Origin of the sequence: Dyella sp. 2YAF14 (genome assembly GCF_052114725.1) — a bacterium.
In the GTDB taxonomy this organism is placed as follows: domain Bacteria; phylum Pseudomonadota; class Gammaproteobacteria; order Xanthomonadales; family Rhodanobacteraceae; genus Dyella.
Genome location: NZ_JBFRFH010000005.1, coordinates 97,260 through 119,896 on the forward strand (window position 1 = coordinate 97,260; position 22,637 = coordinate 119,896).

Here is a 22,637-nt window from a genome sequence, read left to right on the forward strand (position 1 = left end):
CCTCGCGTTGCCACGGATTCGCCGGGAGCGAATCCGGACGCCGCAGGCGGCCCCGCGCAAAGCGCGGGGTGAGGCCCATGGATGGGCCGAACAAACATGGCGCCGCCATCAAGCTGCTGCGAATTGCCGGTGAGAGACCACAGTTCCATCGTTACTGCACCTTGCCCAGACCCGACTCGCGGCGCGGATCGCTGGCCGCATCGAGCTTGTTGGTCTTCAGATCCCACGTGACCACGTTCATGTAGCCCCAGGGGCTGCGTTCCTTCAGCTCGTGGCCCATCTGCCTGAGCGCGTCGGCGGTGGCCGGATCGAAGGTGCCCGGCTCCACATCCACGCGATCAGGCATGTACTGGTGGTGGTAGCGCTTCTGCGCGGCAATGCCCTCGGCATTCTTGCCATCCATGAAGGCCAGGATGCCTTCCAGCACCTGGGTGATGATGGTCGAACCGCCCGGCGAACCGATCACGCCGACGCGATCGGCGCCGAACACGATGCTCGGCGTCATCGACGACAGCATGCGCTTGCCCGGAGCCGGCGCATTCGCCTCGCTGCCCAGCAGGCCGTAGACGTTGGGCTTGTTGGGCACCAGCGCGAAGTCGTCCATCTCGTCGTTGAGCAGCACGCCGGTGCCAGCGGCAACGAAGGTGGAGCCCATGGTGTAGTTCACCGTCGAGGTGATCGAGGCGATATTGCCGTCCTTGTCGATCACCGAGAAATGCGTGGTGTGCATGCCCGGATCCACACCGGTGCTGCCCGGCAGCATCGACGAGGGCGTGGCCTTGTCGGGCAGGATGGTCATGCGCAGACCGGCCGCGTAATAAGGCGACAACAGCATGTCCAGCGGCATCTTCACGAAGTCCGGGTCGCCCAGATAGTCGTTATGGTCCCGGAACGCGCGACGCATGGCTTCGATCACCAGATGCGTGCGATGGGCCTCATCGAGCTTGCTCAGGTCGTAGCCAGAGAGGATGTTGAGGATCTCCGCCACCGCCACGCCACCCGACGAGGACGGCGGCGCGGTGACCACGCGATAGCCGCGATAGTCCACCGTGATCGGCGTGCGTTCCTTCACCTGGTAGCTCTCCAGGTCTTTAGCCGTCCAGTTGCCACCGGCCGCGCGCACGGCGTCGACCATCTTCTTGCCGATCTCGCCGCGATAGAAACCATCGGCACCCTGCTCGCCCAGCACTTCCAGCGTGCGGGCCTGGTCCGGATCGCGCCATGCCTGACCGGCGACGGGCGGCTTGCCGTTCGGCAGGTACTTGGCCACTGACGCAGGCCAGCGCTGGATGTCCTGCTGGCGTTCGCTGATCGCGTTGATCAGGCGGGCATCGGGCTGGAAGCCGTCGCGCGCCAGGCGGATGGCCGGCGTCAGCGAATCCTTCAGCGGCAGCTTGCCGTAGTGCTTGGCCAGCCACGCGAGGCCGGCGGGCTCGCCGGGAATGCCGGCGGAAAGCGGCCCGTTCAAGGCGGTGTCGCGATTGGGCGAGCCGTCCTTGTTGAGGTAGTCCTTGGTGTTCACCGCTGCCGGCGCGGTTTCGCGCGCATCGATGAAGATGTCCTTGCCGTCGGAGGCGCGATGCAGCACCGCCATGAATCCGCCGCCGATGCCTGAGCTTTCCGGCTCCACGATGGACAGCGTGGAAGCCACCGCGATGGCCGCGTCGAACGCATTGCCCCCCTTGGCCAGCACTTCGAGGCCGGCGTCAGTGGCGTGGAAATTCGCGCTGGCGATGCCGGCGTGGCCGGGACGCTGCGTGATGACGTGCGCGGGAGCGGTGGTGGCGGGAGCAACGGCGGGGCGGCTGTCGGCGTATGCAACGCTGGAGGAAACAAGCAGGGCCAGCAGCGTCACGCGCCAGTTCAACGGGTGCTTCATGCGTCGTCCTTTGGGGATACATGGCCCGATGGTGCCGCGCTATCGCCTTGCGCCATCAGGAAACGGTACTTGAGGTCGAGCTGATCGTGGGTTTCGGTGTGCTCGGGGTCGACGATGATGCACTCGACCGGGCACACATCCACGCATTGCGGTTCGTCGTAGTGACCGATGCACTCCGTGCACAGCGACGGATCGATCACGTAGTACTCCTCGCCCAGCGAGATCGCCTTGTTCGGACAAACCGGTTCGCAGACGTCGCAATTGACGCAGGTATCGAGGATTTTCAGGGACATTCGCTGAGTTTACATGGTGGGCGCGGATGGTGCGCCGCAAGATCCGGCGGTTGGAACCATCAAGATGGATGCGCACTGGAAAAACAAAAGCCCGCGGCACTTTCGCACCGCGGGCTTCGAAACCGCTCCGGAATCCGGAACTTACATGTTCACGTAACGGATGGTGGCGCCGGTCGGCTGCAGCGCCGAGGTCACCTTGTCCTTGTCACCGGCGTCGCCGATCACCAGCACGATCACGTCCTTGAAGGAGCCGGCCTTGGCGTCCTTGAAGGCATCGGTCACGAACTGCGAGGTCTTGGACGAATCGGGACCGGCGAACACCAGCATATTGCCCGGCAGCACGCCGCGGGCCACGGTGTCCTGCACCTGCTCGAGCTGGCGCTGGCGCAGCGCGTTGGCGTCTTCGGTATCGCCGCCCGGCACCAGGTACGGGAACGGACGGTCGGCCGTCATGCCCTGCATGTTCTTCTGGACGATCTGGCCGAGGTAGGCGTTCCACGCCTTGGAATCGTTCGGATCGGTCGGCTTGGTTACGGCGGCGACCTGCTCGGTCGGCTGCTGGGCGGACTCGTCCTGCTGGCTGCAGGCGGTGATGCCGGTGATCGCGATGGCGGCGAGAAGAGCGTACTTGTACATGGTGGTCACCCTGGAATGATGAAATCTGGTCATGGGATCCGTTGGATAACCGACCTTTCGGCCGTCATGCGACAGAGCCTTGTTGGACCGGGGGAATCAACCGGTTTCTTGGCAGCCGTGCCACCAGCAAAACCTTGCCTACCCCTGATCCGCGGCGAGCGACTGTCCTGTCCGCAGGATGCGGGCGAGGATACACGACGATGCCCGCTCCGGACACCGTCAGACGTGTTGCACTGCGGGTTTACGGGGTGCTCAGTCGTCCGAGGCCGCACGGTCGCGGTGCCAGCGCTGGCGCATCGCCTGCTGCACGGCGGGGTGCACGAAACCGGAAATATCGCCGCCCAGACGGCCGATCTCGCGCACCAGGGTCGAGGAGATGAAGCTGTACTGCTCGGCCGGCGTAAGAAACAGCGTCTCGGCCTGGGGAATGAGGTGGCGGTTCATGCTGGCGAGCTGGAATTCGTATTCGAAATCCGAGACGGCGCGCAGGCCGCGGATGATCACGCCGGCGCCCACTTCCTCGACGAAATGCGCCAGCAAGCCATCGAAGCCCCGCACTTCCACATTCCTCAGGTCGGCCAGCGCCAGTCGCGCCAGGGCGATGCGCTCGTTGAGGCTGAAGCCCGGCCCCCGGCCCTTGTTGGGGCTGTCGGCCACCGCCACGATGATGCGCTCGAACAGCGGCGCAGCACGCGCCACCAGATCGGCATGGCCGTTGGTGATGGGATCGAAGGTACCCGGGTAAACGGCGAGGCGCTGGTTGACCGGCAGCTTGTTCACGTGACGAGTCACCGTCAGCAGAGGGGCGGCTAGCTTAGGCCCGTTCGAGGCATCCGCCTAGCCTGTTTCCTAAACCCGGAAATCCATGGGCCCAAGGCACCACAGGCCCGCCTCACCCTTGTGGGAGCGCACCTTGTGCGCGACCGCCACGCCGCGGTGTACCGTTTCCGCCGGATGGTCGCGCAGAGCATGCATCAAGCCCCGCGTCGATAAAGCGTGTAGAGCACGTCGCCCGCCGTCCCCTGCCGATGCACGGTCCAGTTGGCGGGAACCACCGGCGCCGCCTGCCGAGGCGACTCCACATAGACCCACGCCGACGCCGTCAGCCACCCACCCTGCTCCAACTGCCGGGTCAGGGGAGCCCACAAATCGAGCGCAAACGGCGGGTCAAGAAACACCACCCCAAACGGCTGCGCAGCGCCCTGGAGATAGACCTGCGCGTCGATCGCGGCGACCTGCCCACCGCTGGCCTTCAGGCGCGCCAGATTGTCCCGCAACGCCTGGGCGGCCCGTGCATCACGCTCGACAAACTGCACGCCAGCCGCGCCACGCGACAGCGCCTCCACGCCCAGCGCCCCGGTCCCAGCACACAAATCCAGGCAGCGTGCCCCATCGATCACCGGCGCCAGCCAGTTGAACAGGGTCTCGCGCACGCGCTCCGGCGTGGGGCGCAGGCCGGGCAGATCGGGCACATCGAGGCGAGAATTGCGCAACTGTCCGCCAATGATGCGGATGCGCCCGCTCGCGCCCTTCATGGGCGCCATGGCTCAGCGGTGAGTTTGGAAGGGGGTGGTAGCATGCGGGCCATTGTCTTTGAATCCCTGCCGCAATGCTCAAGTTCTGGAAGAAGAAACCCGCTGACGCCGCACCGGGCCAGTCGACCGCGCCTGCGGACGAGATCGCTCCGGCAGCCGGCTTTGCGCACGACACGGATGCCGTCTCGCTCGACCACGCCAGTCCCACCCTGGACGAAGCGCTGGCCGAAACGCCGCCCGCACCCGATGCGCCCGCCGAAGACGTCGCCAGCGAACTTGCCGCCGTCGTCGAAGCCGCTGCCGCTCCGGCCAAGCGCAGCTGGCGCGAACGCCTTTCCGGCAGCGGGTTCGCACGCAGCCTCACTTCCCTCTTCATCCGTCATCCCAAGCTGGACGACGACCTGCTGGACGAGCTGGAAACCACGCTTATCACCGCCGACGTCGGCGTCGAAGCGAGCACGACCCTGGTGGAGGATCTGCGCAAGCGCATGCATAAGCGCGAGTTCGCCGATGCCAGTGCGCTGCTTGCCGCGCTGCGCCAGTCGCTGATTGCGATGCTGCGTCCGGTCGAAACGCCGCTGGAAGTCGGCGGCCTCAAGCCGTACGTGATCCTCACCGTAGGCATCAACGGCGTCGGCAAGACCACCACCATCGGCAAGCTCGCGCGTCGTTATCGCGATGAGGGTCGCCAGGTGATGCTCGCCGCCGGCGACACCTTCCGCGCTGCTGCCGTGGAACAGCTCAAGACCTGGGGCGAGCGCAACAAGGTGCCGGTGATTTCGCAGGGCCAGGACGCCGACGCCGCCAGTGTGATCTTCGATGCACTGCAGGCCGCGCGTTCGCGCAACGCCGATGTGCTGATCGCCGACACCGCCGGCCGCCTGCACACGCAGGGCGGCCTGATGGACGAACTGGGCAAGATTGCCCGCGTGCTCAAGAAAATCGACACCGCTGCGCCGCACGAGGTGCTGATGGTGATCGACGGCACCACCGGCCAGAACGCCGTGAGCCAGGTGCGCCAGTTCCGCCAGATCGTCGGCGTCAGCGGCTTGGTGGTGACCAAGCTCGACGGCACCGCCAAGGGCGGCGTGGTGTTTGCACTGGCGCGTGAATTCGGCCTGCCCATCCGCTACGTGGGCCTGGGCGAAACCGCCACCGATCTGCGCGTGTTCGATGCCGAGGCTTATGTCGACGGCCTGCTTCCCGCCAGCCTGGGTCAAGGCTGAGGAGCGCTGACGGGTGCCGCGCTGGCTCCGCCTCGCCCTTATCGTGCTCAGCAGCGCCACGCTGCTGCTCGTGGCTGTCGCGCTAATCGCGGTACACGTGCTGCTGCAACCCGAACGCATCACCGCGATGCTGCAGCAACAGGCGCAGGACGCCGGCCTTGAGCTGAGTCTCGCCAGCCCCGCCACGCCAGCGCTGTTCCCACGTCCCGCGCTCGAGCTCGAAGGCATCACGCTCACCGCGCGCAACGCCAACATGCCCATCCTGCTGGCGGCGCGCGGCACGCTCGCGCTGCCGTGGCGCACGCTGCTGCACGGCGAAACCGTGATTTCGCAGATGCAGATCGACTCACCGCGCGTCGACCTCGATGCCTTGCAATCATGGCTGGACGACCTGCCCTCCGGACCGTCCGCGGTGCCTGCGGCGATACCGAGCATCGATGCCGGCGTGCATATCACGCGCGGCAGCCTGGTGCGCGGCAACCAGCTGTTGCTCGGCGATGTGGAGCTCGATGCGGGCCGCCTCGCCGCCAATCATGCGTTTCCGCTCACCATCACGGCGAAGGATGCGCAGGGCATTCCCACCCAGTTGCGGCTATCGGTGACGCCCAGCATCAAGAATGGTTCGCTGCTGCTGCAGAACATCGCGCTGTACGTAGCGCACAGCACCACGCTCACCCTGCACCTCACGGGTGACGCACGTTGGCGCGGTGCCGCCGATGCATCCGCGCAACTGACCGGCAAGCTAGACCACGCCAATGCGGGTGAATACGACGCAGTGATCCAACTGACGCCCGCCGACCAGAGCGATCCACTGATGCTAGCGCTGAAGCTGGATGGTCCAGACAATCACGCCGACCTGCATATCCCGCCTTTGGCTCTGGCCAGCTGGTGGTCGCAGCTCGATCACGACGACGGTCCGCGACTCACCGTTCCGCCCGGCAACGGACATGCGGAAGTGGCCAGCATCGAGGCCGGCGACATCAGCGTGGAAGGCCTCACCATCCAGGCAGGCACCGATGTGCCTGCTCCTGCGGCAAGCACAGCGACACCGCCCAAACCGGCAGCAGCGAAACCCGCGCCGCCCAAGCCCACGCGCAAGTCGCCATGAATCCATTTGCTGCTGCATTGCTGGCCTGGTTCGACGAACACGGCCGCAAGGATCTGCCCTGGCAGCACCCACGCGACGCTTATCGCGTGTGGTTGTCGGAGGTGATGTTGCAGCAGACACAGGTGGTCACGGTCATTCCGTACTTCCAGCGTTTTGTTGCCGCGCTGCCGACGCTGCGCGATCTTGCCTCCGCCGAAGAAGATACCGTGCTCGCGCTATGGTCCGGCCTTGGCTACTACCGTCGAGCACGCTTCCTGCAACGCGCCGCGCAGATCTGCGTGGAGAAGCACCAGGGCGAATTGCCGCGCGATTTCGATGCACTGGCTGATCTACCGGGCATCGGCCGCTCCACCGCGGGCGCGATCCTCGCGCAGGCTCATGGACTGCGTTTTGCCATCCTCGATGGCAACGTCAAACGCGTGCTCACGCGGTATCTGGGCATCCACGGGCATCCAGGCCAAAGCGCCATCGAAAAGACGCTCTGGCAACACGCCGATGCATTGACCCCAGCCCTGCGCACCGCCGACTACACACAAGCGATCATGGATCTTGGAGCCACCGTGTGCGTGCGCTCCAAGGCGCTGTGCGATCAGTGCCCGCTTGCAGCGGACTGCGTCGCCAAGCGTGACCATCTCACCGCGCAACTGCCCAGCGCCAAACCCACCAAAGCGATACCCACGCGCGACACGGTCATGCTGATCCTGCGCGACGCCGCTGGACGCGTATTGCTCGAACGCCGCGGCGCGCAAGGTGTGTGGTCCGGCTTGTGGAGTCTTCCCGAAGCAAGCGATCACGATCACGCGTGGCGCACCGCCGAGTCCCTGGCGCGGATCGATGATGCGCATGCGCTGCCACCATTCGTGCACGTTTTCAGCCACTATCGGCTCAAGGTCGAGCCGTTATTGTTCGACGAGGCGACGGCGCTTCAGCGCATCGCCGATAATGCCAGCCTGCGCTGGTGCGATCCCGGCGAGCGAGCGGCCCTAGGCCTGCCCGCCCCGGTGCGCACCCTGCTGCAGAACCTCTGAATCACTACCGATGAGTCACAACGCATGAGTCGTATCGTTCACTGCGCCAAGCTGGGCCACGAGGCCGAAGGCCTGGATTTCGCACCCTGGCCCGGCCCGCTGGGCCAGCGCATTTATGCGGAGATTTCCAAAGAGGCCTGGCAACAATGGCTGGCCCACCAGACCATGCTGCTCAACGAATACCGCCTCAATCCGCTCGATCCCAAGTCACGCCAGTTCCTGAGCGCCGAAATGGAAAAATTCCTGTTCGGCGGCGACGTGAAGCAGCCTGAAGGCTACGTCGCCCCGCCCACAGAGTCTTGACGAGCCGCCCTGCTTCGGATTTAATGCACGGCTCCACGCGGCGTCTTCGACGCACGCTGGCATGGCCGGGTAGCTCAGTTGGTAGAGCAGGGGATTGAAAATCCCCGTGTCGGCGGTTCGATTCCGTCCCCGGCCACCATTGAATTTCAAGGGCTTGCAGCGATGCAGGCCCTTTTTCTTTTGCGCGAGCGTGCGCTTATAGCCGCTCGGTTGCCGTTTGTAGGCAGTTGCCGAGCGTTGCCGCCGAGGTTGCTACTACTTGGGGCGACGGATCAGGGTAATGATTACTACCAGATCGTACGCAAGCGGCCTGCCTGTCGAGCAGCATCGATGCCTGCGGCATTCGCAGTGAACACGCAGAGGTCGGGTACGGACAAATAGTCAAAGTCATGCGTCAGGACAGCCAGGGTGCCGGTGGCCCGCGCTTCCTGCAAAAGAAAAAGGTCATAGCCATCAAGCTTGTACTGACCAATATCCCGCAACATGACAGTCGGCGTTCCCGCAGTAATGTTTAGTCCGGGCGACGCCTGACTGGCGGACTCAACACCTCGCCAAGTCGTCACTATCTCGACGAGCACTTTGCGCCGTAGCCTGATGTCGTACCGCGAGTCCTTCACCGAGATCCTTCGTCCAGAGTTGGCGTTTGAAAAGCCAACCTCCTCCTTCTCTATGATGTGGCTCATCTCGGGCAGCGTAAAAGAGCTACGCCGCAAGACACAGTTTTCGTTTAGGCAGCGCGCTATGAAGTCTGAATAGTCAGGCGTTTCTGGTCGAACGCTAGGCAGCGAGAACCGGCTGTACTGGGTGCAAAGCCATGCGTTGGTGTCGACCAGGACTTCCGGCGGGAGCGTGATATTCGCGTCCCTGATGTCGTACACCCTAGCTCTAACCGGGCGGTTCGCGATCCGTGCATTCACCGAAGATGATTCCGTTAATTAGGTGCAGGCGCTGCGTAGTGCTTTTTGGCGTTATCGATGACGCGACGAAGGGTCTGAAAGCCGAGCGGCGAAAGGTGCTGAAACTCTAATTTCTTGTTGAGCTCATCGGTCGATAGACGAGCGAGCAAACGGCCAATCCCAAGATTGAAAAACGGCGTGGAAAACACTTCGACACCGGAAAAATCCAGTTCGATGTGACCGTCGGCAATGTTGTGCATGATCAGGTTGTATAGCGCCTCACCATCTTTCGATGACACCGCGTTTCGGCCCGCAATGTTGATCACTGAAATCTTCATAAGCCACCTCTCAAAATATCGGAGCTCCGCTAACCGGCAGTTCTTGCGAAAGCTCTTCCACGAACATGTAGTGCATGTTGTCGCAGCGAATCTTCAAGTGGACAATCGTCGCGGAAATGGAAAACATCAGGTGCCGAAACTCTTCCATAGAACGGGTGACACTTCCGTGACCATGATGGCTATAAACCTCGACGGCCCCGTCGTTGATTTTGACAAAATCTTTTATCAGATCAAGGCCAAGGCCCCGAGCGTACCGTTCATGAACTGCCGTCGTGGTTCCTCGCGTAAAGGCCCAGGCCATTGCGTCGCTGCCATTGACCCATTGGCGGGCGAGCTTCGACGCGGCGTTCGCCGGAATGCCTCTCCCGAAGTCTGCCACGGTTAGCAAAAGCGTTTTATCGGACGCAAGCTCGCCGCAGGTGTACACGCCGTACTGGGAGTCGCCATGCTCGAAAGCATTGGCATAGATTTCCCATAGACGGCTGATGAACGCATTCCGCAGCGCTGGGCTCATGGTCAGACTAGCAGGTGCCAGCCATTCATCTTTCAAAAACTCAATGATCGAATCATGGTTATCAACTAGGTCATGCCGAAACAGTGCACCTGACGGGGCGGGCATGCCGGAGAGCATGTGCTGAGCGCAGCCACTTGCCACAAACCGCAGGTAGATTGAGTCATCCATTGTGGAGATGTCGACCCATACCGGTACGCCTCTACCCCGCAGGATTCGATAGAGCCCGGCAAGAAGGACCATTCCGATGGGACCCAGCTTCAAACACCTGGAGAAGTCGAAGATGATCTGCTCACCGTAGGGGGCTCGCATCGCCCTCGCCCACACATGAGCGAGCTGATCGTACGAGACATAAGTGCCGTTGCAGGTGGGGAAATCAAGTCGCACGCTTAGTCAGGGTCCTTTGCATCCCTCGCAACGCCATCGCGTAGCGATGGGAAGCGTACAGGGCTACTGACTCGCTGCCCATCATCCGCGTGCCTTGGCGCCCTATTACCAAAGGTAGATGGTCAGGCAAAGTCATCGAACTCATTGGGCTCCGGCGCCCTCTGAGCTTGGACCCGAGGCGCGTCGGAAGGGGAAAGGCCCAACCGCGCCAAGCCCATCTCCAACCTAGTTAATTGACCGCCCTTCATGTGCGCGATCCCCTGGTCCCGTTTTAGCGCCCGACAAACGGGAGGAGATAAAAGTCCCGCCGCCCTTGTTCGAAGCTACTGCATCCGTCGCGTTTGCTCTGAAGGTTGCATTCCCTCTTCTGCTTTCAACGGAAGGGCGCTGACATTTTGTCAGACTCAAGCCCTCACGCTCGCCTGCGGCCACGCGGACATCATCGCGCCCAACCCTGACAGACGATGCCAGCCTTGCTTGTTAGGGTCAGTCATTCGCGCTGCCGTGTTGCACGGCCTCGCGAATGACCATGACTACCAAGTCATGAAGCGCGGGCCGCGAGTGCTATCAACACCCACGATCCGCTAACCATCAACAACTTATCGGAGTTGATCATGGCTACCCGCGATCATACGGTACGCATTCGCTCGTCCGTTCCCCCTGACGACACCCTCACTCCTCCGCCTCACGTCCCGTCATCCACGGCGGTGGCATGGCCCGACACCCGCATCGCGGCACTTGGGGCGATGTCGCTCTGGCGGTGCTTGCCCTCACGCGCCTGCGTGTCGACAGCGAGCAGTGCCGCCAAGCACAGGCGCGGGAATTCCCCGGAAGACCACTGCAGTGGCCGCTTCCCGCGGCCGTCACCGCCAGCCTGGGCACAGCCGTCTACTGCCTGCAGCAATACGCCCGCCTGCTCGGTGACGAGCCTCGAGTGAACACCACACGCCTCCGATGATCGCCGTTAGGGCGCATCGGCCGGCATGGCGATGCGCCGCATTCGGACGATCACCGACGAAGCTGCCAAGCATTCACTGACACGGAGCGCTGTAAGCGCCTATCCGCTGCGCGGCCGTGTCCGACAGGGAGGAACCACCATGGAACTGATCCAGCTCACCCCGCACTCGGAAGTCGACCCCTCGCAACCGCTGCGAGCCCCCGGCGACATCCTGCTGCACGCCTACCTGATCCCCAACGCACTCAACCCCGCCCAACTCGCGCGTCGCGCCGGCATACCTGCCCACCACATCAAAGCCTTCATCGCCGACACTCACCCGATCACTCCAAAGATCGCCATCCGCCTTTCCCTCGCTTTCGACACCACTGCCTTCTACTGGCTGGCACTTCAGGCGCGGTACGATTTGGAAAGGGCGAAGCCTGTCGTGCGCGCTTATCGTCCTCTTGTTGATTAACGACAGACGCACGACAAATGGAGCGGAGGTGGTTAAGTCCCGCCGCCATTGTTCGAATTAACTACCTCCGCCACGTTTGCTCTCATTTGCTCTCGAATTCTGATGTGCCTCAGTGAAAGCACGGCCAACGCGTCGGCACCATCGGTGAGAGTTTCCGGTCTCAAGTTGTGAGAAGGACGCGGAATACGTTTCGCCCATGGACACTCGCGCCCAGCTCCAGAAAGCTCTGAACCGCATTGAGGCCTATCTTCCTGGGCTTCTCGATACCCATCCCGATCCTGCGGACTTCTGGCCTGCCTTTGCCGGCGAGGCGGACACCATTCTCGATGGCGCGCCTGCTCACGAGCAGGAGTGGGTCGCGGATAGGCTCGAGAGCATGCTGAACTTCCACGGAGCGCCCGCCCCTTAGGGGAGTACGCCCGGAATGTGGCTCAGCCCAGATCGAAACCAGTCACGACAAGTTCGTCCGTGAGTTTGGCGCGGTCATCAGTTGGGAGCGCTTTGTCGAACTGTTCTGACGGAAGCATCCATTAGGGATTGCATCGGCGCTTCAGTCGTCCGGTTAAAAGATGTCTTCGCAGTCATTTGCCCAGCGTGCCCGTCGGGCGACAAAATGTGACTAAGTTCACATTTTAACCGCGATCTTTTATGCCATCAGCCTCGACAGAACGAAGAAGCGTGCCGACCGCATCTGCGGTCGTCCACTCAAGCGCATGCCTGGCATTGTTCCGTTTTCGCGCTACCGGCAAGTGTTGTGCCGAATCGGCCACTAGTCACGGGGGATGCGACAAACTTGGTGCTACATTCGCCACCGTTGCTCAATGTCTGAGCACATCACCAACAAAGGGGTCCGTTATGTTGAAAGCCCTCTCGCGTCGCGCATGCCTCTTTGGCGTGCTCGCTCTGGCTACGTCTGGAGCTGCCTTCGCCGACCAGCCGCCCGCCACCGGCCTCGGCCAGTCGTGGCCCAATGCGTCCGACGTCAGCAGCAATCCGAACTTCCACGCCTATGTATTCACCATTGGCGGCATCCAGTTCGTGCAGATCAATGATGCGAACGGCAACGTGCTCGGCGCCGTCGGCTCGGCGGGCGGCCAGTTCATCACGCTGCCGATGGGTCGCTTCTCGCAGTTGGTCACCACACCGCAGCAGGGCCCGGCTGTAGTCACCACGGCCACCCCGACCACGGCTCCGGCCACGGTCTACCAGGACACCGCCACGACGGTGACTGCCACGCCGCTGAGCGACGGCACCCTGCAGCTGAAGGCCGCAGCCAGCACCTGCAACCCGGAAGTCTGCAGCACGCACATTCAGTAAAGTGCGGGAAAACCCAGCGATCAGCGGCGTGTCAAATGCCGCTGATCGTGATCGGGTCGAGCATCAGCAGGCTGACCCGGCGGCCATTGGCGATCTGATGTTCGCGGGCATCACCTTCAAAGGTCATGGCGCGATCACGAATTCCCGCCCAGCCCATGCCGCTGGTCGAACGCATCACGCGGGGCAGCAGTTCGTCCCAACGCACCTGCGAAGACGTTTCGGCGGTATCGCGAAAAATGATGCTGATCAGCACCCAGCGACGCCCCAGCTTTTCACCGCAGCGCACGCGAACGACCACTTCGCTGAGGTTGCGCTTGGCGCAGGCATCGGCCACGACCTCGACCACGAGGCGATAGATGGCCAAATGCAGGGTCTGCGATAGCCGACTCAGCGGGCCACGCAGGTCACACCAGTAACCCACGCCCGTTTCATCCAGCGCACGCGGTATGGCGCCTTCGCGCAGGGCGGCCGGCAAGCCACGCTCGCGCCACGACACCGGATAAAGGCTGTCGGCGAGGCGGAACAACTGATCCTGTGCCACCAGCGCCTGGCGGTGATAGCTGCGGTCTTCGATGGTCGGCTGCAGGTGGCGCAGGCGCCCCATCATCATCGAGAAGCTGGCCTGCACCGTCTCGCGAATCTGCTCCAGCGCGAGTGACGTCGTGCGTAGCTGCATCTCGCCGATATGCACGTTGCGCTGGGCCAGCGCCAAGGCCATGCGCACATCCATGCGCTCTTGCTCAGCGTGCTGGTGCAATGCGCCGATGCGCGCGCCCAGCAGCAGCATCGAGGAGATCGCCAAGGCAACGATCGCCTCTGCCTGCATGGTCTGCTGATCGTCGGCGGCTGGCATCAAGGCCATCACGGCCAGGCTCGATGCCGTGCCGCCGATGGCCGCACCCTGCCAGCCATGGCGCATGGCCAGCCACACGATGGGCAGGAACATGGCGACCTGGGCAATCTGTCGGACGCGCGGTGCCTCAAGGCCTATCCACACCAGCAACAACAGCGCGGGCACTACCAGGAAAATGCTGTCGAGCACCGCGCGACTGTCGAGCAGTCGGGTGCCCAGCTGGCGCCAGCCAGCACCACTCAACAGCTGGTATGCGAGCAACACGGTCGGGGTAACCGCCAGGATGCCGAGGTAGTTGCCCAGCACCCACTTGGTCGCCAGCTTATCCACCTGCAGGTGATAGTCCGGCGGCAGCGTGATCGAGTAAATGGTCGCCAGGTTGCATGCGGTCATCACGAAGGACAACACCAGCGCAGCCCCGAGCAGTGACCCCATGTTGAGCGAGCCCCTGGCGGCCAGGACGGGCCAGCGTTCGCGCAGGACGTAGACGAACGGCGCCATGAAAACCAGGCCGGGAATGGTAAACAGCACGGCCCACAGCACACCGTAGTCGCCCACGCACGCAATGCTCGTGGGCAGCAAGGCCAGGGTTTCACCGACGATCAGGGCCGGCCAGTCGCGATAGCGCACCAGCAGAAGCACGGCCAGATGGATGCCGGCACCCAGCACGAAGTGAGTGATGGTGACCTGGCGAGTAAGGGCGATCAACAGCCCATAGGACGCAGCGATGCCAATGCGGCGGAACCACGGATTGGCCCACGGAGCGTCCAGCATTGCATCCCCCTGTCAGTCTTTCCCTCGCCTGCGCCGGGCTTCTGCGCAAGCGGCCGATCACATCGGTTGAGGCGTGAAAGCGCTGTGAAACGCCCCGGCGTTCTAGCCCCGTTATCGTAGCGCAGCCAGTTGTTGCAAATGTGCACCACGTCAAACATTTCAGCATCGAGTCGTGAAAGTCGCGACAGGTCTTCGACGTGAAATATTGCGCTGCTACCGCAAGGTCCGGCGGGAGATCAACCGCCGACAGCCGAATAGAGGCGGTCCGGCAGATAGCTGCGCACCGAAGCCGCATCCAGGTGGACCAGGTTCTTGGCCACTTCGAGCATGACCCGCCCCTTGGTGGGGCCATCCAGGCGATCCCGCAGCGAGCCCAGGAAGGCCGGCGCGGCGATCAGCATCAAGCCGTCGAAGCGCCCATCGGTGCGGCCTTTGAGCAGGAAGCGGGAGAGTTCCAGGGCAAAATTGCTGGTTTCCTGCTCCACCATGGTGGTGTCGGGCTCTTCTGCGTGACTGCCGGGACCGGACCGGTCAAAGCCCCGACCAGGCCGATCCGATACAAGATCTTGCTCGTGCAGGCGGGCTTCCGGATGGATGAAGGCATCCAGCTCCTCCAGTGGACCGGTCGGCTGCCTGGCCTGAAACAGCCGGGCAACGCCTCGATTGGCAACCACGATCCAAACCGTCTTGTTCATTACGCGCTCCCAGGGAGTTTCACCAGGAATGCCGGGCGACTGACATCCGCGCACCAGGCGATGGCACCGGGCGCTGTCGACACCGTCGGGGAAGTTTGAGAATCCCCTTCAACGCGTCAAGCCAACGTGAGCCTGACGCTGAGCCGCAGGTCGCTGCGCCAATCAAGCGTGACGCGCCGGCTCGCTCGCCTTGCGTCCGAATCACGACGGCCCCGAGAAGACCCGCGCGCGACTCTCGATGGGAGTCGGCGCCCCCTGGTCATGCCGCCGATGCCTTGTGCAGCGCGATGCGTTCGAAGGGCTCAAAAGCGGCGCCGGGCGAGGACTCCACGCACAAGGTCAGCGCATCGATGCGCGCCGTCGGCAGCATCGATGCGCGCAGCGACAACCAGCGTTGCAGTGCGCGCTCTTCGTCGACGGAAGCAGGTGCCGATAGCGTCATGTGGAAACGGTAGCGTTCAAACACGTAGGGATACCCGTAACGTCCAAGGTAGTGAGTTTCGATGGCATCGAGCCCGGAGGCGCGACGCTGAAAATCGTGTTCCGCCAGCGGCAGTCGCAAGGGCTCGATCGCCTCGATGCAGGCCGCTGCCAGGGCATTCACCGCTTTGCTGTCGCCCAGTGGGCGCAGCGCCGGAAAGCCGGCGAGCCGCGCACAACGCAGCGTCAGGTTGATCGGCGCGTGTGACCGGGCGACGACATGCAATGCCTGGCGTAATTCAGCCAGGTCGACATCCGGCGACAACGTGAACGGAGATCGCAACGTCGCATGCCAGCCGTAGCGGCGCACATCGGCCAACAGGGCATTCCAGCGCGTCAGCCCGATCCCCGGAATGCCATTGGCAGCCAGCTCGGTGCTCACCCAGTCGCGCCCCAGGGCAGCCAGCGCGCTCGCCGGCGCGGGGCAGAAATAAATGGCGTAACGCATCAGCTGCCGACCAGCGATACCCGCAGCAGCGGTATGCGCCCGAGTCGACGGGGCCCGCCACGCCATGCATCAGGTGCGCGCGTGCGAGCCATCCCCGCAGCGTCATTGCCCTGAAGCGCCCTGCCCTGTCCTCGCTTCACCCGTCCCCCTGCCAGTTCAAAATCCGCTGTCGACAGTCCCGTACCGGCACCATCGACAGGCCGCGCCTGATGGCGCTGCGCCCCCTAGCTAACTAAACCTATGTGACAAGACGGGGAATCGGCGCGAACTGTGGCCGCGCGCCCTCCTGCTCCTCAGCAGTCGACTGCGCGTCGTGCGCGTCGCCCATCCCCTTGCCGCGCGACGGACCAGCACGGCAGCGGCAGAGTTGACCATGAGCGCCGCCGGGGTAACGCGATGGAGTCGGCAGAACGAAGGCGCGCGTCGGCCGGACGCGAGCCGATGGACGACGGGCGCTGGACCAGCCCGGCGCGACACCCGGCGCCAAGGCCAGGTGTCACGGCGATCGCCTTCAGCTGATCGGGTGGAACTTGCCCCACGGCGAAAGTATGTCCTTCCAAGGTTCGGACAGGCTCATGTCGCCCACGCCGCCCAGCGCGCTGGCGGTGTCCTTCTGCCAGGTCTGCACGGCATCCTGCAGGCCCTTGGCGAAATGCGCCTGCACGTTGGCGGCGATCTGGTTGGTGACGCTGGCATCGCCCATGCGCTGCTGCAGCTGTCGCCAGAAGGTATCGGCGGGCATGGATGCCAGGGCCGCCCAATCCTGCGCCTTGATCAGGTGTTCCACTCGCGCCTGTTGTTCTGCGATGCCGTCGTCCATCGCCCGGGTGGACAGCTCCAGCCATTTCTTCCAGTTTTCCATCACCAGCTTGTTCACGCGCAACTGAAGCTCGGTGTTGGCTTTGTAGAGGCTCAACGGGAGATCGCTCGGGTTAGCCATGTCATGCCCTCAGTGGGAGATCTTTTGCGGTTGCGCCATCGCCCTCCGGCGACGGCTTTGCACAGGTGTCGCCATGACACCTCCGGCCACTATGGACCAGCTGCGCGACGGGAGCATGAACCTTCCGGCCTCAACGAAATGTGTGATCGGTACGGCCTTGATCGTCCACATGACGTCGGTGGCAGCAATTCAGCGCGCGGTGCGGATGGGTTCGCTCGTCGTTGTTTTTAGGGGGACCAGTCGCGAAAACCTGCATAAACCTGTAGCTCGACGATGCCGTGCGGACGGCCAAGACACGCTGCGCCAAGGACAACAACGTAGAAGTTCGCGTCGATCCGCGTGCTGGAGGAGTGCTCCCGACAGGCAGGTGCCACGCCGGCGCGAGGCGTCTATCCGCGCACAGCTATCTGCCCGCGTGCATGCCGTGGCGTTCAAGGGCGCGTGTCGAGGGTGAAGGCGGACCACGCGGCCGGCAAGGACGCCGAACTGCCGCTGGATCTTCAGGTGGGTCGGATGATCGGTACCGACAGGCGTCGATGCGGTCGGTGCCAGTGGCCGCTGGCTGCGCAGCGATAAGCCACTTCTCGAAGACACCAGGTGCGGCGCAAGGGCCGCACCTGGCGAGAATGCTCTAGTGAAACGCTACGCTCAGAGAGCGGCGTCCTTGAGCTTCTTCAGCGCGCGGATCTTCAGCTTCACCGTGGCGGGCTTGGCAGCGAACCACTGCTCTTCCTTGGTGAACGGGTTGATGCCCTTGCGCTTGGGCTTGGCCGGCACGTTGACGGCCGTGATCTTCAGCAGGCCCGGCATGGTGAAATGACCGGCACCCTTCTTGTGCACCGAGCCCGTCACCGCGCCTTCGAGCGAGGCCAACACCGCGCGCACGTCCTTGGCAGCCACGCCGCTGGCTTCAACGATGTGAGCCACGAGGCCCGACTTGCCCAGTGCGTCCTTGATCGGCTTGTGAACAACCGCCTTGGCGGCCTTCGGAGCTGCCTTCGGAGCGGCCTTCTTCTTTGCTGCTGCTTTTTGCGCCTTCGCCATACATTTCCCCGTGGTGATCAATAGAGATGGTGTTTGATGCCTCTCGGCATGCGGAATGTATGGCATGCCAGCCCATCACGCCAAGCTGCAAGACGGAAAAATTGCGGTTTTTTTTCGATATTGGCCCGGAAGGGGTGAAGAAAGTCACGATCGGGCACTCGGAAAGGCTGTTTTTTAGGGCTTTTCCTAACCCCTCCCCGCCGCTTGCCAGCGGATTCGCCTCAGGCGGCTATGGACCGGCGGCGCCAGCCATCTCTACTATCGAGCTTCGTCTCCACGCTAGGTGCTGCCCATGAAGCGATTGGCCTTATCCCTGCTCGCCCTGTCTGTGACGTCGGCGCTGTTCGCCGCCGATGCACCGACCACCCCGACGTTCGACCCGCACCGTTTGTCGGACGACGTCAAAACGCTTTCGTCCGATGCCTTCGAAGGCCGCGGCCCCGCTACGGCGGCCGAAACCAAGACCATCGATTACGTGGTTGCCCAGTTCAAGGCAGCCGGCGTGCAGCCCGGTGGCGACCTCAAGAACGGCAAGCGCGAGTGGACGCAGGCGGTACCGCTGCTGCAGTCCGATATCGCCGGCACGCCGTCGCTGTCGTTCACCGTCAATGGCAAGACCCAGGCGCTGACCCAGGGCCAGCAAATCGCCGTGCGTTCCGCGCTCGACGGCTCCAAGGCCGTGTCGATCAAGGACGCGCCGCTGGTGTTCGTGGGCTATGGCGTCAAGGCGCCGGAGCGCAACTGGGATGACTTCAAGGGCGTGGACCTGAAGGGCAAGATCGCCGTCGTGCTGATCAACGACCCGGATTTTGAAACCGGCGTGGGCGATTTCGGCGGCAAGGCCATGACCTATTACGGCCGCTGGACCTACAAGTACGAAGAAGCCGCTCGCCAGGGCGCAGCCGGCATGCTGATCGTGCACGAAACCGCACCGGCCTCCTACGGCTGGGCGACGGTGGCCAACTCCAACACCAACACCCAGTTCGACGTCGTGCGCGACCATCCCGCCAGCGCACATACGCCGGTGGAAGCATGGATCCAGCGCGATGTGGCAGTTGACCTGTTCAAGTCTGCCGGCCTTGATTTCGAAGCGCTGAAGAAGCAGGCGCAGACGCGCGACTTCAAGCCGGTGGTGCTCAAGGGCGAGACCTTCTCGGCCAACTACAAGATCAACTCCAAGGTGATCACCTCCCACAACATCGTGGGCCGCGTCGAGGGCAGCAAGCGCCCGAACGAGACGGTGATCTACAGCGCGCACTGGGACCACCTGGGCGTGGGCGCCCCCGATGCCAAGGGCGACAAGATCTACAACGGCGCGGTGGACAACGCCACCGGCACTGCTGCGCTGATCGAACTGGCCCGCGCCTTCGCCAGCCAGCCCAAGCCGGAACGCTCGGTGGTGTTCCTCAACGTCACCGCCGAAGAGAAGGGCTTGCTGGGTTCGGAGTACTACGCCTCCAAGCCGCTCTACCCGCTCGCCAGCACCGTGGCCGACATCAACATGGATGCGCTCGATCCGCACGGCCCGTCGCGCAACTTCACCATCTCCGGCAGCGCCAAGCTCGACCTGCTCGATGAGCTGACCACCACGGCCAAGCAGTGGAACCTGGTGTACTCGGCCGATCCCAAGCCCGAAGCCGGCCACTTCTTCCGCTCCGATCACTTCTCCTTCGCCAAGCGTGGCGTGCCGGCGGTTTCCTTTGGTTCGGGCAACGACTGGGTTGACGGCGGCCTGGCTGCCGGCAAGGCGGCCGAGGACGAATACGTGGCCAAGCACTATCACCAGCCGTCCGATGAGTGGCAGGCGGATTGGCCGTTCACGGGCATGGCCCGCGATCTGCAGATCCTCTACAAGCTCGGTAGCGACCTCGCCAACTCCGACACCTGGCCCAACTGGAGCAAGGATTCGGAATTCCGCGCGGCCCGCGACGCGACGGCGGCACAGCGCAAATAAGCGCGGTTACGTTGCAGTACATGAAGAGGCCCGCAGCAATGCGGGCCTTTTTCTTTAACCGTTCCAACCCGTGGGAACACGATTTTCACGCGAAGCTGATTCAGATGACGGCAAAACACAACGGAAATATGGCAGTCACCGTCGAGCCAGACAGGAATCACAAGAAGGTCATGCTTCGACGGCAAGCTGCCCACAACGGACTTCAAAAAAGTTGAATCCTATGCTGGCGCAATACGTTCACCCCTCCAAAACCGGCCTGTTCCGCATCGTCCGCCACGGCCGCCAATGGCGCGTACTGTGCGATGAACTGGAAATGGGTCGCCACGAAACGGCCGAAGCCGCGCTCATCGCCACTCGCATCGACTGCCCGCAGGCGCGCCTCCCTGGCGAACTGACCGAGTGGCGCTATATCCCCGAACTTGCCCTGGCGCATTCGCGCGTATCGAGCGAAGGCACGCGCTGGCGGCTGGCTGGCTAGGCCATCTCACTTCTCTTTTTCCCTCCGGGCGACCCGAAGGAAGTCCCTGTGGGAGAGAGGGCCGGGACTTTGCCACCTTTACGGCGGTGAGGGGCGGTGTTCGAGAAAGCGTGGCTGCTCTTCCGGCACCATCGCTACTCGTGGGCGTTAATCACCGCCAAAAAATCCCGCCCATAGCGCTTTAGCTTCGCCCCACCCACGCCACTGATCGCCGACAGCTCCGATTCGTTCGAAGGCAAGGCGCGCAACATCGCCAGCAAGGTCGCGTCGTGGAAGATCACATAGGGCGGCACGCCATGCTGCTTCGCAAGCTGCGTACGCAGCTTGCGCAATTCATCCCATAGCGGCTGCTCGTAAGCCTCCACGCCAAGGCTGCCGCCCGTCACCAGCTGGCTGTCGCGGCGACGCTTGCGCGTGGCACGTGCCGGCGTGGCGTCCTCGCGCAATCGCACCGAACGATTGCCCACAAGCACCTCGCGACTGGCCTTGCTCAGGCGCAGCGTGCCGAAGCCTTCCGCATCGGCTTCCAGCAAGCCCATCGCGAGCAACTGGCGAAACACCGAGCGCCATTGCTTCTCGTCCATATCGGCGCCGATGCCGAAGGTGGAAAGGCGATCGTGGCCCAAGTCCGTCATGCGCGTGCTGTCTTCCCCGCGCAAGATGCTGATGACATGACCGGAACCGAAGCGCTGGCCGCTCCGATAAACCGCGGATAGCGCTTTCTGCGCAGGCACCGTGGCATCCCACGTCTTGGGCGGCTCGATGCAGTTGTCGCAATGGCCGCAGGGCCCCTGGAACGATTCGCCGAATGCGGCGAGCAACAGCTCACGGCGGCATTGCGTGGCTTCCGCATACGCCAGCTGCGATTCCAGTTTCTGGCGTTCGACGCGTTTGCGCTCATCCGCCGATTCCGATTGCGCAATCATCTGGCTCATCGTGACCACGTCCGACAGGCCGTAAATCATCCATGCCTCGGACGGCAGGCCGTCGCGCCCCGCACGGCCGGTTTCCTGGTAATAACCTTCCATGCTGCGCGGCAGATCAAGGTGCGCGACAAAGCGCACATCGGGTTTGTCGATGCCCATGCCGAACGCCACCGTGGCCACCATCACCACGCCGTCTTCGCGCAGGAAACGTCGCTGGTTCGCGTTGCGCGTCGCGGCGTCCAGACCGGCGTGATAGGGCAACGCCTCGATGCCCGCTTCCGTCAGCCACGTCGCCGTTTCATCCACCTTCCGTCGGCTCAGCGCATAGACGATGCCCGTCTCTCCGCGATGCCGCTCCAGAAATTCCATCAACTGGCGTCGCGCGTTGTGACGCAGGCCGACCTGATAGCGGATGTTCGGTCGATCAAAACTCGAAACGAACTGACGCGCCTCTTGCAGCGCCAGCCGTTCGACGATTTCATCGCGCGTGCGCTGATCGGCTGTTGCGGTGAGCGCGATGCGTGGAATCTGCGGGAAACGTTGATGCAGCACCGCCAGCTCGCGATACTCAGGGCGGAAATCGTGCCCCCATTGCGACACGCAATGCGCTTCGTCGATGGCGAACAACGCCACCTCGGTGCTTTCGAGCAAACCGAGAAATCGCGACGTCAGCAGTCGCTCTGGCGCGACATAAAGCAGGTTCAACTCACCGGCCAGCAGGCGTCGCTCCACCTCGCGCTGGTCTTCCGCGCCCAGGCTGGAATTGAGATAAGCCGCGGAAACGCCGGCCTCGCGCAGCGCGTCCACCTGGTCCTGCATCAAGGCGATCAACGGCGACACCACGATGCCTGTGCCCTGCCTCACCAACGCAGGAATCTGATAGCACAGCGACTTGCCGCCACCCGTGGGCATCAGCACCAAGGCGTCGCCGCCGTCGATCAATTGCTCGACGACGGCTTGTTGCTGACCGCGAAATTGCGCGTAGCCAAAAACGCTTTGAAGAATATCGAGAGGGGCAGGAAGCATCGGCGAATGCTAGCAAATGTCGAATGCGGCTTTGCGTCTCGCGCCGCTGTCCTTTGTCAAGACGTACGCAGATCGGCCACGCAGCCGACGCACTGCTCGGGAGAAAACCGACTAAGCGCAGCCGTTCAAGCGCGCGCAGGCATGGCGGCA

General features: G+C 63.3%; 23 protein-coding genes and 1 tRNA gene. 10 read left to right on the forward strand and 14 right to left on the reverse strand.

Features of this window, described 5'->3' with window-relative positions:
- Window positions 1–151 precede the first annotated feature (151 nt).
- The 5 genes from ggt to rsmD form a co-directional block, all read right to left on the reverse strand.
- On the reverse strand, window positions 152–1,879 hold the full coding sequence (ggt, locus tag AB4Y82_RS10320; protein WP_441603006.1) for a gamma-glutamyltransferase: 1,728 nt from the start codon (window positions 1,877–1,879) through the stop codon (window positions 152–154).
- Window positions 1,876–2,172 carry a YfhL family 4Fe-4S dicluster ferredoxin gene (locus tag AB4Y82_RS10325; RefSeq protein WP_441603007.1) on the reverse strand — a complete coding sequence of 99 codons (297 nt, stop codon included), beginning with the start codon at window positions 2,170–2,172 and terminating at the stop codon, window positions 1,876–1,878. The genes ggt and AB4Y82_RS10325 overlap by 4 nt, the downstream gene beginning before the upstream one ends.
- A 141-nt stretch (window positions 2,173–2,313) precedes the next feature.
- Window positions 2,314–2,808 carry a hypothetical protein gene (locus tag AB4Y82_RS10330; protein WP_441603008.1) on the reverse strand — a complete coding sequence of 165 codons (495 nt, stop codon included), beginning with the start codon at window positions 2,806–2,808 and terminating at the stop codon, window positions 2,314–2,316.
- Between the two features lie 252 nt (window positions 2,809–3,060).
- Window positions 3,061–3,579 carry a pantetheine-phosphate adenylyltransferase gene (coaD, locus tag AB4Y82_RS10335; RefSeq protein WP_121883249.1) on the reverse strand — a complete coding sequence of 173 codons (519 nt, stop codon included), beginning with the start codon at window positions 3,577–3,579 and terminating at the stop codon, window positions 3,061–3,063.
- A 203-nt stretch (window positions 3,580–3,782) separates the two neighbouring features.
- Window positions 3,783–4,343, reverse strand: a complete 561-nt coding sequence (gene rsmD / locus AB4Y82_RS10340) for a 16S rRNA (guanine(966)-N(2))-methyltransferase RsmD (protein WP_441603156.1) — start codon at window positions 4,341–4,343, stop codon at window positions 3,783–3,785.
- A gap of 74 nt (window positions 4,344–4,417) precedes the next feature.
- Between rsmD and ftsY the strand changes: the two genes are divergently transcribed.
- The 5 genes from ftsY to AB4Y82_RS10365 all read left to right on the forward strand — a co-directional run bounded on the left by ftsY (window position 4,418) and on the right by AB4Y82_RS10365 (window position 8,147).
- Window positions 4,418–5,569: a signal recognition particle-docking protein FtsY gene (gene ftsY / locus AB4Y82_RS10345; RefSeq protein ID WP_441603009.1), complete on the forward strand. Its 1,152-nt coding sequence runs from the start codon at window positions 4,418–4,420 to the stop codon at window positions 5,567–5,569.
- A 13-nt stretch (window positions 5,570–5,582) separates the two neighbouring features.
- Window positions 5,583–6,677: an AsmA family protein gene (locus AB4Y82_RS10350; RefSeq protein ID WP_441603010.1), complete on the forward strand. Its 1,095-nt coding sequence runs from the start codon at window positions 5,583–5,585 to the stop codon at window positions 6,675–6,677.
- Window positions 6,674–7,705: an A/G-specific adenine glycosylase gene (gene mutY / locus AB4Y82_RS10355; protein ID WP_441603011.1), complete on the forward strand. Its 1,032-nt coding sequence runs from the start codon at window positions 6,674–6,676 to the stop codon at window positions 7,703–7,705. Before AB4Y82_RS10350 ends, mutY begins: the two co-directional genes overlap by 4 nt.
- A gap of 24 nt (window positions 7,706–7,729) precedes the next feature.
- Window positions 7,730–8,008, forward strand: coding sequence for an oxidative damage protection protein (locus AB4Y82_RS10360; protein ID WP_441603012.1), 279 nt, complete (start codon window positions 7,730–7,732; stop codon window positions 8,006–8,008).
- A gap of 63 nt (window positions 8,009–8,071) precedes the next feature.
- Window positions 8,072–8,147: transfer RNA gene (locus AB4Y82_RS10365), tRNA-Phe, on the forward strand.
- A 148-nt stretch (window positions 8,148–8,295) separates the two neighbouring features.
- On the opposite strand, the gene AB4Y82_RS10370 is transcribed toward AB4Y82_RS10365, so the two are convergent.
- The 3 genes from AB4Y82_RS10370 to AB4Y82_RS10380 all read right to left on the reverse strand — a co-directional run bounded on the left by AB4Y82_RS10370 (window position 8,296) and on the right by AB4Y82_RS10380 (window position 10,140).
- Entirely contained in the window at window positions 8,296–8,691 is a 396-nt protein-coding gene (locus AB4Y82_RS10370; protein ID WP_441603013.1) for a hypothetical protein, read from the reverse strand.
- A gap of 248 nt (window positions 8,692–8,939) precedes the next feature.
- Window positions 8,940–9,242, reverse strand: a complete 303-nt coding sequence (locus tag AB4Y82_RS10375; protein WP_441603014.1) for an STAS-like domain-containing protein — start codon at window positions 9,240–9,242, stop codon at window positions 8,940–8,942.
- A gap of 10 nt (window positions 9,243–9,252) precedes the next feature.
- Window positions 9,253–10,140: an ATP-binding protein gene (locus AB4Y82_RS10380; RefSeq protein WP_441603015.1), complete on the reverse strand. Its 888-nt coding sequence runs from the start codon at window positions 10,138–10,140 to the stop codon at window positions 9,253–9,255.
- A gap of 1,097 nt (window positions 10,141–11,237) precedes the next feature.
- Here AB4Y82_RS10380 and AB4Y82_RS10385 point away from each other — a divergent pair.
- The 3 genes from AB4Y82_RS10385 to AB4Y82_RS10395 all read left to right on the forward strand — a co-directional run bounded on the left by AB4Y82_RS10385 (window position 11,238) and on the right by AB4Y82_RS10395 (window position 12,869).
- Window positions 11,238–11,552, forward strand: a complete 315-nt coding sequence (locus tag AB4Y82_RS10385) for a HigA family addiction module antitoxin (RefSeq protein ID WP_441603016.1) — start codon at window positions 11,238–11,240, stop codon at window positions 11,550–11,552.
- Between the two features lie 196 nt (window positions 11,553–11,748).
- Window positions 11,749–11,961, forward strand: coding sequence for a hypothetical protein (locus tag AB4Y82_RS10390; protein ID WP_441603017.1), 213 nt, complete (start codon window positions 11,749–11,751; stop codon window positions 11,959–11,961).
- Between the two features lie 446 nt (window positions 11,962–12,407).
- Entirely contained in the window at window positions 12,408–12,869 is a 462-nt protein-coding gene (locus AB4Y82_RS10395; RefSeq protein WP_441611265.1) for a hypothetical protein, read from the forward strand.
- A 31-nt stretch (window positions 12,870–12,900) separates the two neighbouring features.
- Here AB4Y82_RS10395 and AB4Y82_RS10400 read toward each other — a convergent pair whose 3' ends face one another.
- The 5 genes from AB4Y82_RS10400 to AB4Y82_RS10420 all read right to left on the reverse strand — a co-directional run bounded on the left by AB4Y82_RS10400 (window position 12,901) and on the right by AB4Y82_RS10420 (window position 18,103).
- Window positions 12,901–14,496 (reverse strand): MASE1 domain-containing protein, encoded by a 1,596-nt coding sequence (locus tag AB4Y82_RS10400; protein ID WP_441603019.1) that lies wholly within the window; start codon window positions 14,494–14,496, stop codon window positions 12,901–12,903.
- Window positions 14,497–14,732: 236 nt separating this feature from the next.
- Window positions 14,733–15,191 carry a host attachment protein gene (locus AB4Y82_RS10405; RefSeq protein ID WP_441603020.1) on the reverse strand — a complete coding sequence of 153 codons (459 nt, stop codon included), beginning with the start codon at window positions 15,189–15,191 and terminating at the stop codon, window positions 14,733–14,735.
- A gap of 259 nt (window positions 15,192–15,450) precedes the next feature.
- Window positions 15,451–16,119 (reverse strand): DUF1045 domain-containing protein, encoded by a 669-nt coding sequence (locus AB4Y82_RS10410; protein WP_441603021.1) that lies wholly within the window; start codon window positions 16,117–16,119, stop codon window positions 15,451–15,453.
- A gap of 511 nt (window positions 16,120–16,630) precedes the next feature.
- On the reverse strand, window positions 16,631–17,059 hold the full coding sequence (locus AB4Y82_RS10415; RefSeq protein WP_441603022.1) for a phasin family protein: 429 nt from the start codon (window positions 17,057–17,059) through the stop codon (window positions 16,631–16,633).
- A 648-nt stretch (window positions 17,060–17,707) separates the two neighbouring features.
- A complete protein-coding gene (locus tag AB4Y82_RS10420; RefSeq protein ID WP_046973133.1) occupies window positions 17,708–18,103 on the reverse strand; it encodes an HU family DNA-binding protein in 396 nt (131 codons plus the stop codon).
- A gap of 292 nt (window positions 18,104–18,395) precedes the next feature.
- On the opposite strand from AB4Y82_RS10420, the gene AB4Y82_RS10425 reads away from it, so the two are divergent.
- Together AB4Y82_RS10425 and AB4Y82_RS10430 are read left to right on the forward strand one after the other, a co-directional pair.
- On the forward strand, window positions 18,396–20,057 hold the full coding sequence (locus AB4Y82_RS10425; RefSeq protein WP_441603023.1) for a M28 family metallopeptidase: 1,662 nt from the start codon (window positions 18,396–18,398) through the stop codon (window positions 20,055–20,057).
- 220 nt (window positions 20,058–20,277) lie between these two features.
- Window positions 20,278–20,535, forward strand: coding sequence for a hypothetical protein (locus AB4Y82_RS10430; RefSeq protein WP_441603157.1), 258 nt, complete (start codon window positions 20,278–20,280; stop codon window positions 20,533–20,535).
- Between the two features lie 134 nt (window positions 20,536–20,669).
- Here AB4Y82_RS10430 and recQ read toward each other — a convergent pair whose 3' ends face one another.
- Window positions 20,670–22,487 carry a DNA helicase RecQ gene (recQ, locus tag AB4Y82_RS10435; RefSeq protein WP_441603024.1) on the reverse strand — a complete coding sequence of 606 codons (1,818 nt, stop codon included), beginning with the start codon at window positions 22,485–22,487 and terminating at the stop codon, window positions 20,670–20,672.
- Between the last annotated feature and the right edge of the window lie 150 nt (window positions 22,488–22,637).

What these genes read in the sequence shown, in the direction of transcription:
- ggt (WP_441603006.1), bottom strand. Translation starts at nt 1,879, where the DNA reads ATGAAGCACCCGTTGAACTGGCGCGTGACGCTGCTGGCCCTGCTTGTT.
- AB4Y82_RS10325 (WP_441603007.1), bottom strand. Translation starts at nt 2,172, where the DNA reads ATGTCCCTGAAAATCCTCGATACCTGCGTCAATTGCGACGTCTGCGAA.
- AB4Y82_RS10330 (WP_441603008.1), bottom strand. Translation starts at nt 2,808, where the DNA reads ATGTACAAGTACGCTCTTCTCGCCGCCATCGCGATCACCGGCATCACC.
- rsmD (WP_441603156.1), bottom strand. Translation starts at nt 4,343, where the DNA reads ATGAAGGGCGCGAGCGGGCGCATCCGCATCATTGGCGGACAGTTGCGC.
- ftsY (WP_441603009.1), top strand. Translation starts at nt 4,418, where the DNA reads ATGCTCAAGTTCTGGAAGAAGAAACCCGCTGACGCCGCACCGGGCCAG.
- mutY (WP_441603011.1), top strand. Translation starts at nt 6,674, where the DNA reads ATGAATCCATTTGCTGCTGCATTGCTGGCCTGGTTCGACGAACACGGC.
- AB4Y82_RS10360 (WP_441603012.1), top strand. Translation starts at nt 7,730, where the DNA reads ATGAGTCGTATCGTTCACTGCGCCAAGCTGGGCCACGAGGCCGAAGGC.
- AB4Y82_RS10370 (WP_441603013.1), bottom strand. Translation starts at nt 8,691, where the DNA reads ATGAGCCACATCATAGAGAAGGAGGAGGTTGGCTTTTCAAACGCCAAC.
- AB4Y82_RS10375 (WP_441603014.1), bottom strand. Translation starts at nt 9,242, where the DNA reads ATGAAGATTTCAGTGATCAACATTGCGGGCCGAAACGCGGTGTCATCG.
- AB4Y82_RS10385 (WP_441603016.1), top strand. Translation starts at nt 11,238, where the DNA reads ATGGAACTGATCCAGCTCACCCCGCACTCGGAAGTCGACCCCTCGCAA.
- AB4Y82_RS10390 (WP_441603017.1), top strand. Translation starts at nt 11,749, where the DNA reads ATGGACACTCGCGCCCAGCTCCAGAAAGCTCTGAACCGCATTGAGGCC.
- AB4Y82_RS10395 (WP_441611265.1), top strand. Translation starts at nt 12,408, where the DNA reads ATGTTGAAAGCCCTCTCGCGTCGCGCATGCCTCTTTGGCGTGCTCGCT.
- AB4Y82_RS10400 (WP_441603019.1), bottom strand. Translation starts at nt 14,496, where the DNA reads ATGCTGGACGCTCCGTGGGCCAATCCGTGGTTCCGCCGCATTGGCATC.
- AB4Y82_RS10405 (WP_441603020.1), bottom strand. Translation starts at nt 15,191, where the DNA reads ATGAACAAGACGGTTTGGATCGTGGTTGCCAATCGAGGCGTTGCCCGG.
- AB4Y82_RS10410 (WP_441603021.1), bottom strand. Translation starts at nt 16,119, where the DNA reads ATGCGTTACGCCATTTATTTCTGCCCCGCGCCGGCGAGCGCGCTGGCT.
- AB4Y82_RS10415 (WP_441603022.1), bottom strand. Translation starts at nt 17,059, where the DNA reads ATGGCTAACCCGAGCGATCTCCCGTTGAGCCTCTACAAAGCCAACACC.
- AB4Y82_RS10420 (WP_046973133.1), bottom strand. Translation starts at nt 18,103, where the DNA reads ATGGCGAAGGCGCAAAAAGCAGCAGCAAAGAAGAAGGCCGCTCCGAAG.
- AB4Y82_RS10425 (WP_441603023.1), top strand. Translation starts at nt 18,396, where the DNA reads ATGAAGCGATTGGCCTTATCCCTGCTCGCCCTGTCTGTGACGTCGGCG.
- AB4Y82_RS10430 (WP_441603157.1), top strand. Translation starts at nt 20,278, where the DNA reads ATGCTGGCGCAATACGTTCACCCCTCCAAAACCGGCCTGTTCCGCATC.
- recQ (WP_441603024.1), bottom strand. Translation starts at nt 22,487, where the DNA reads ATGCTTCCTGCCCCTCTCGATATTCTTCAAAGCGTTTTTGGCTACGCG.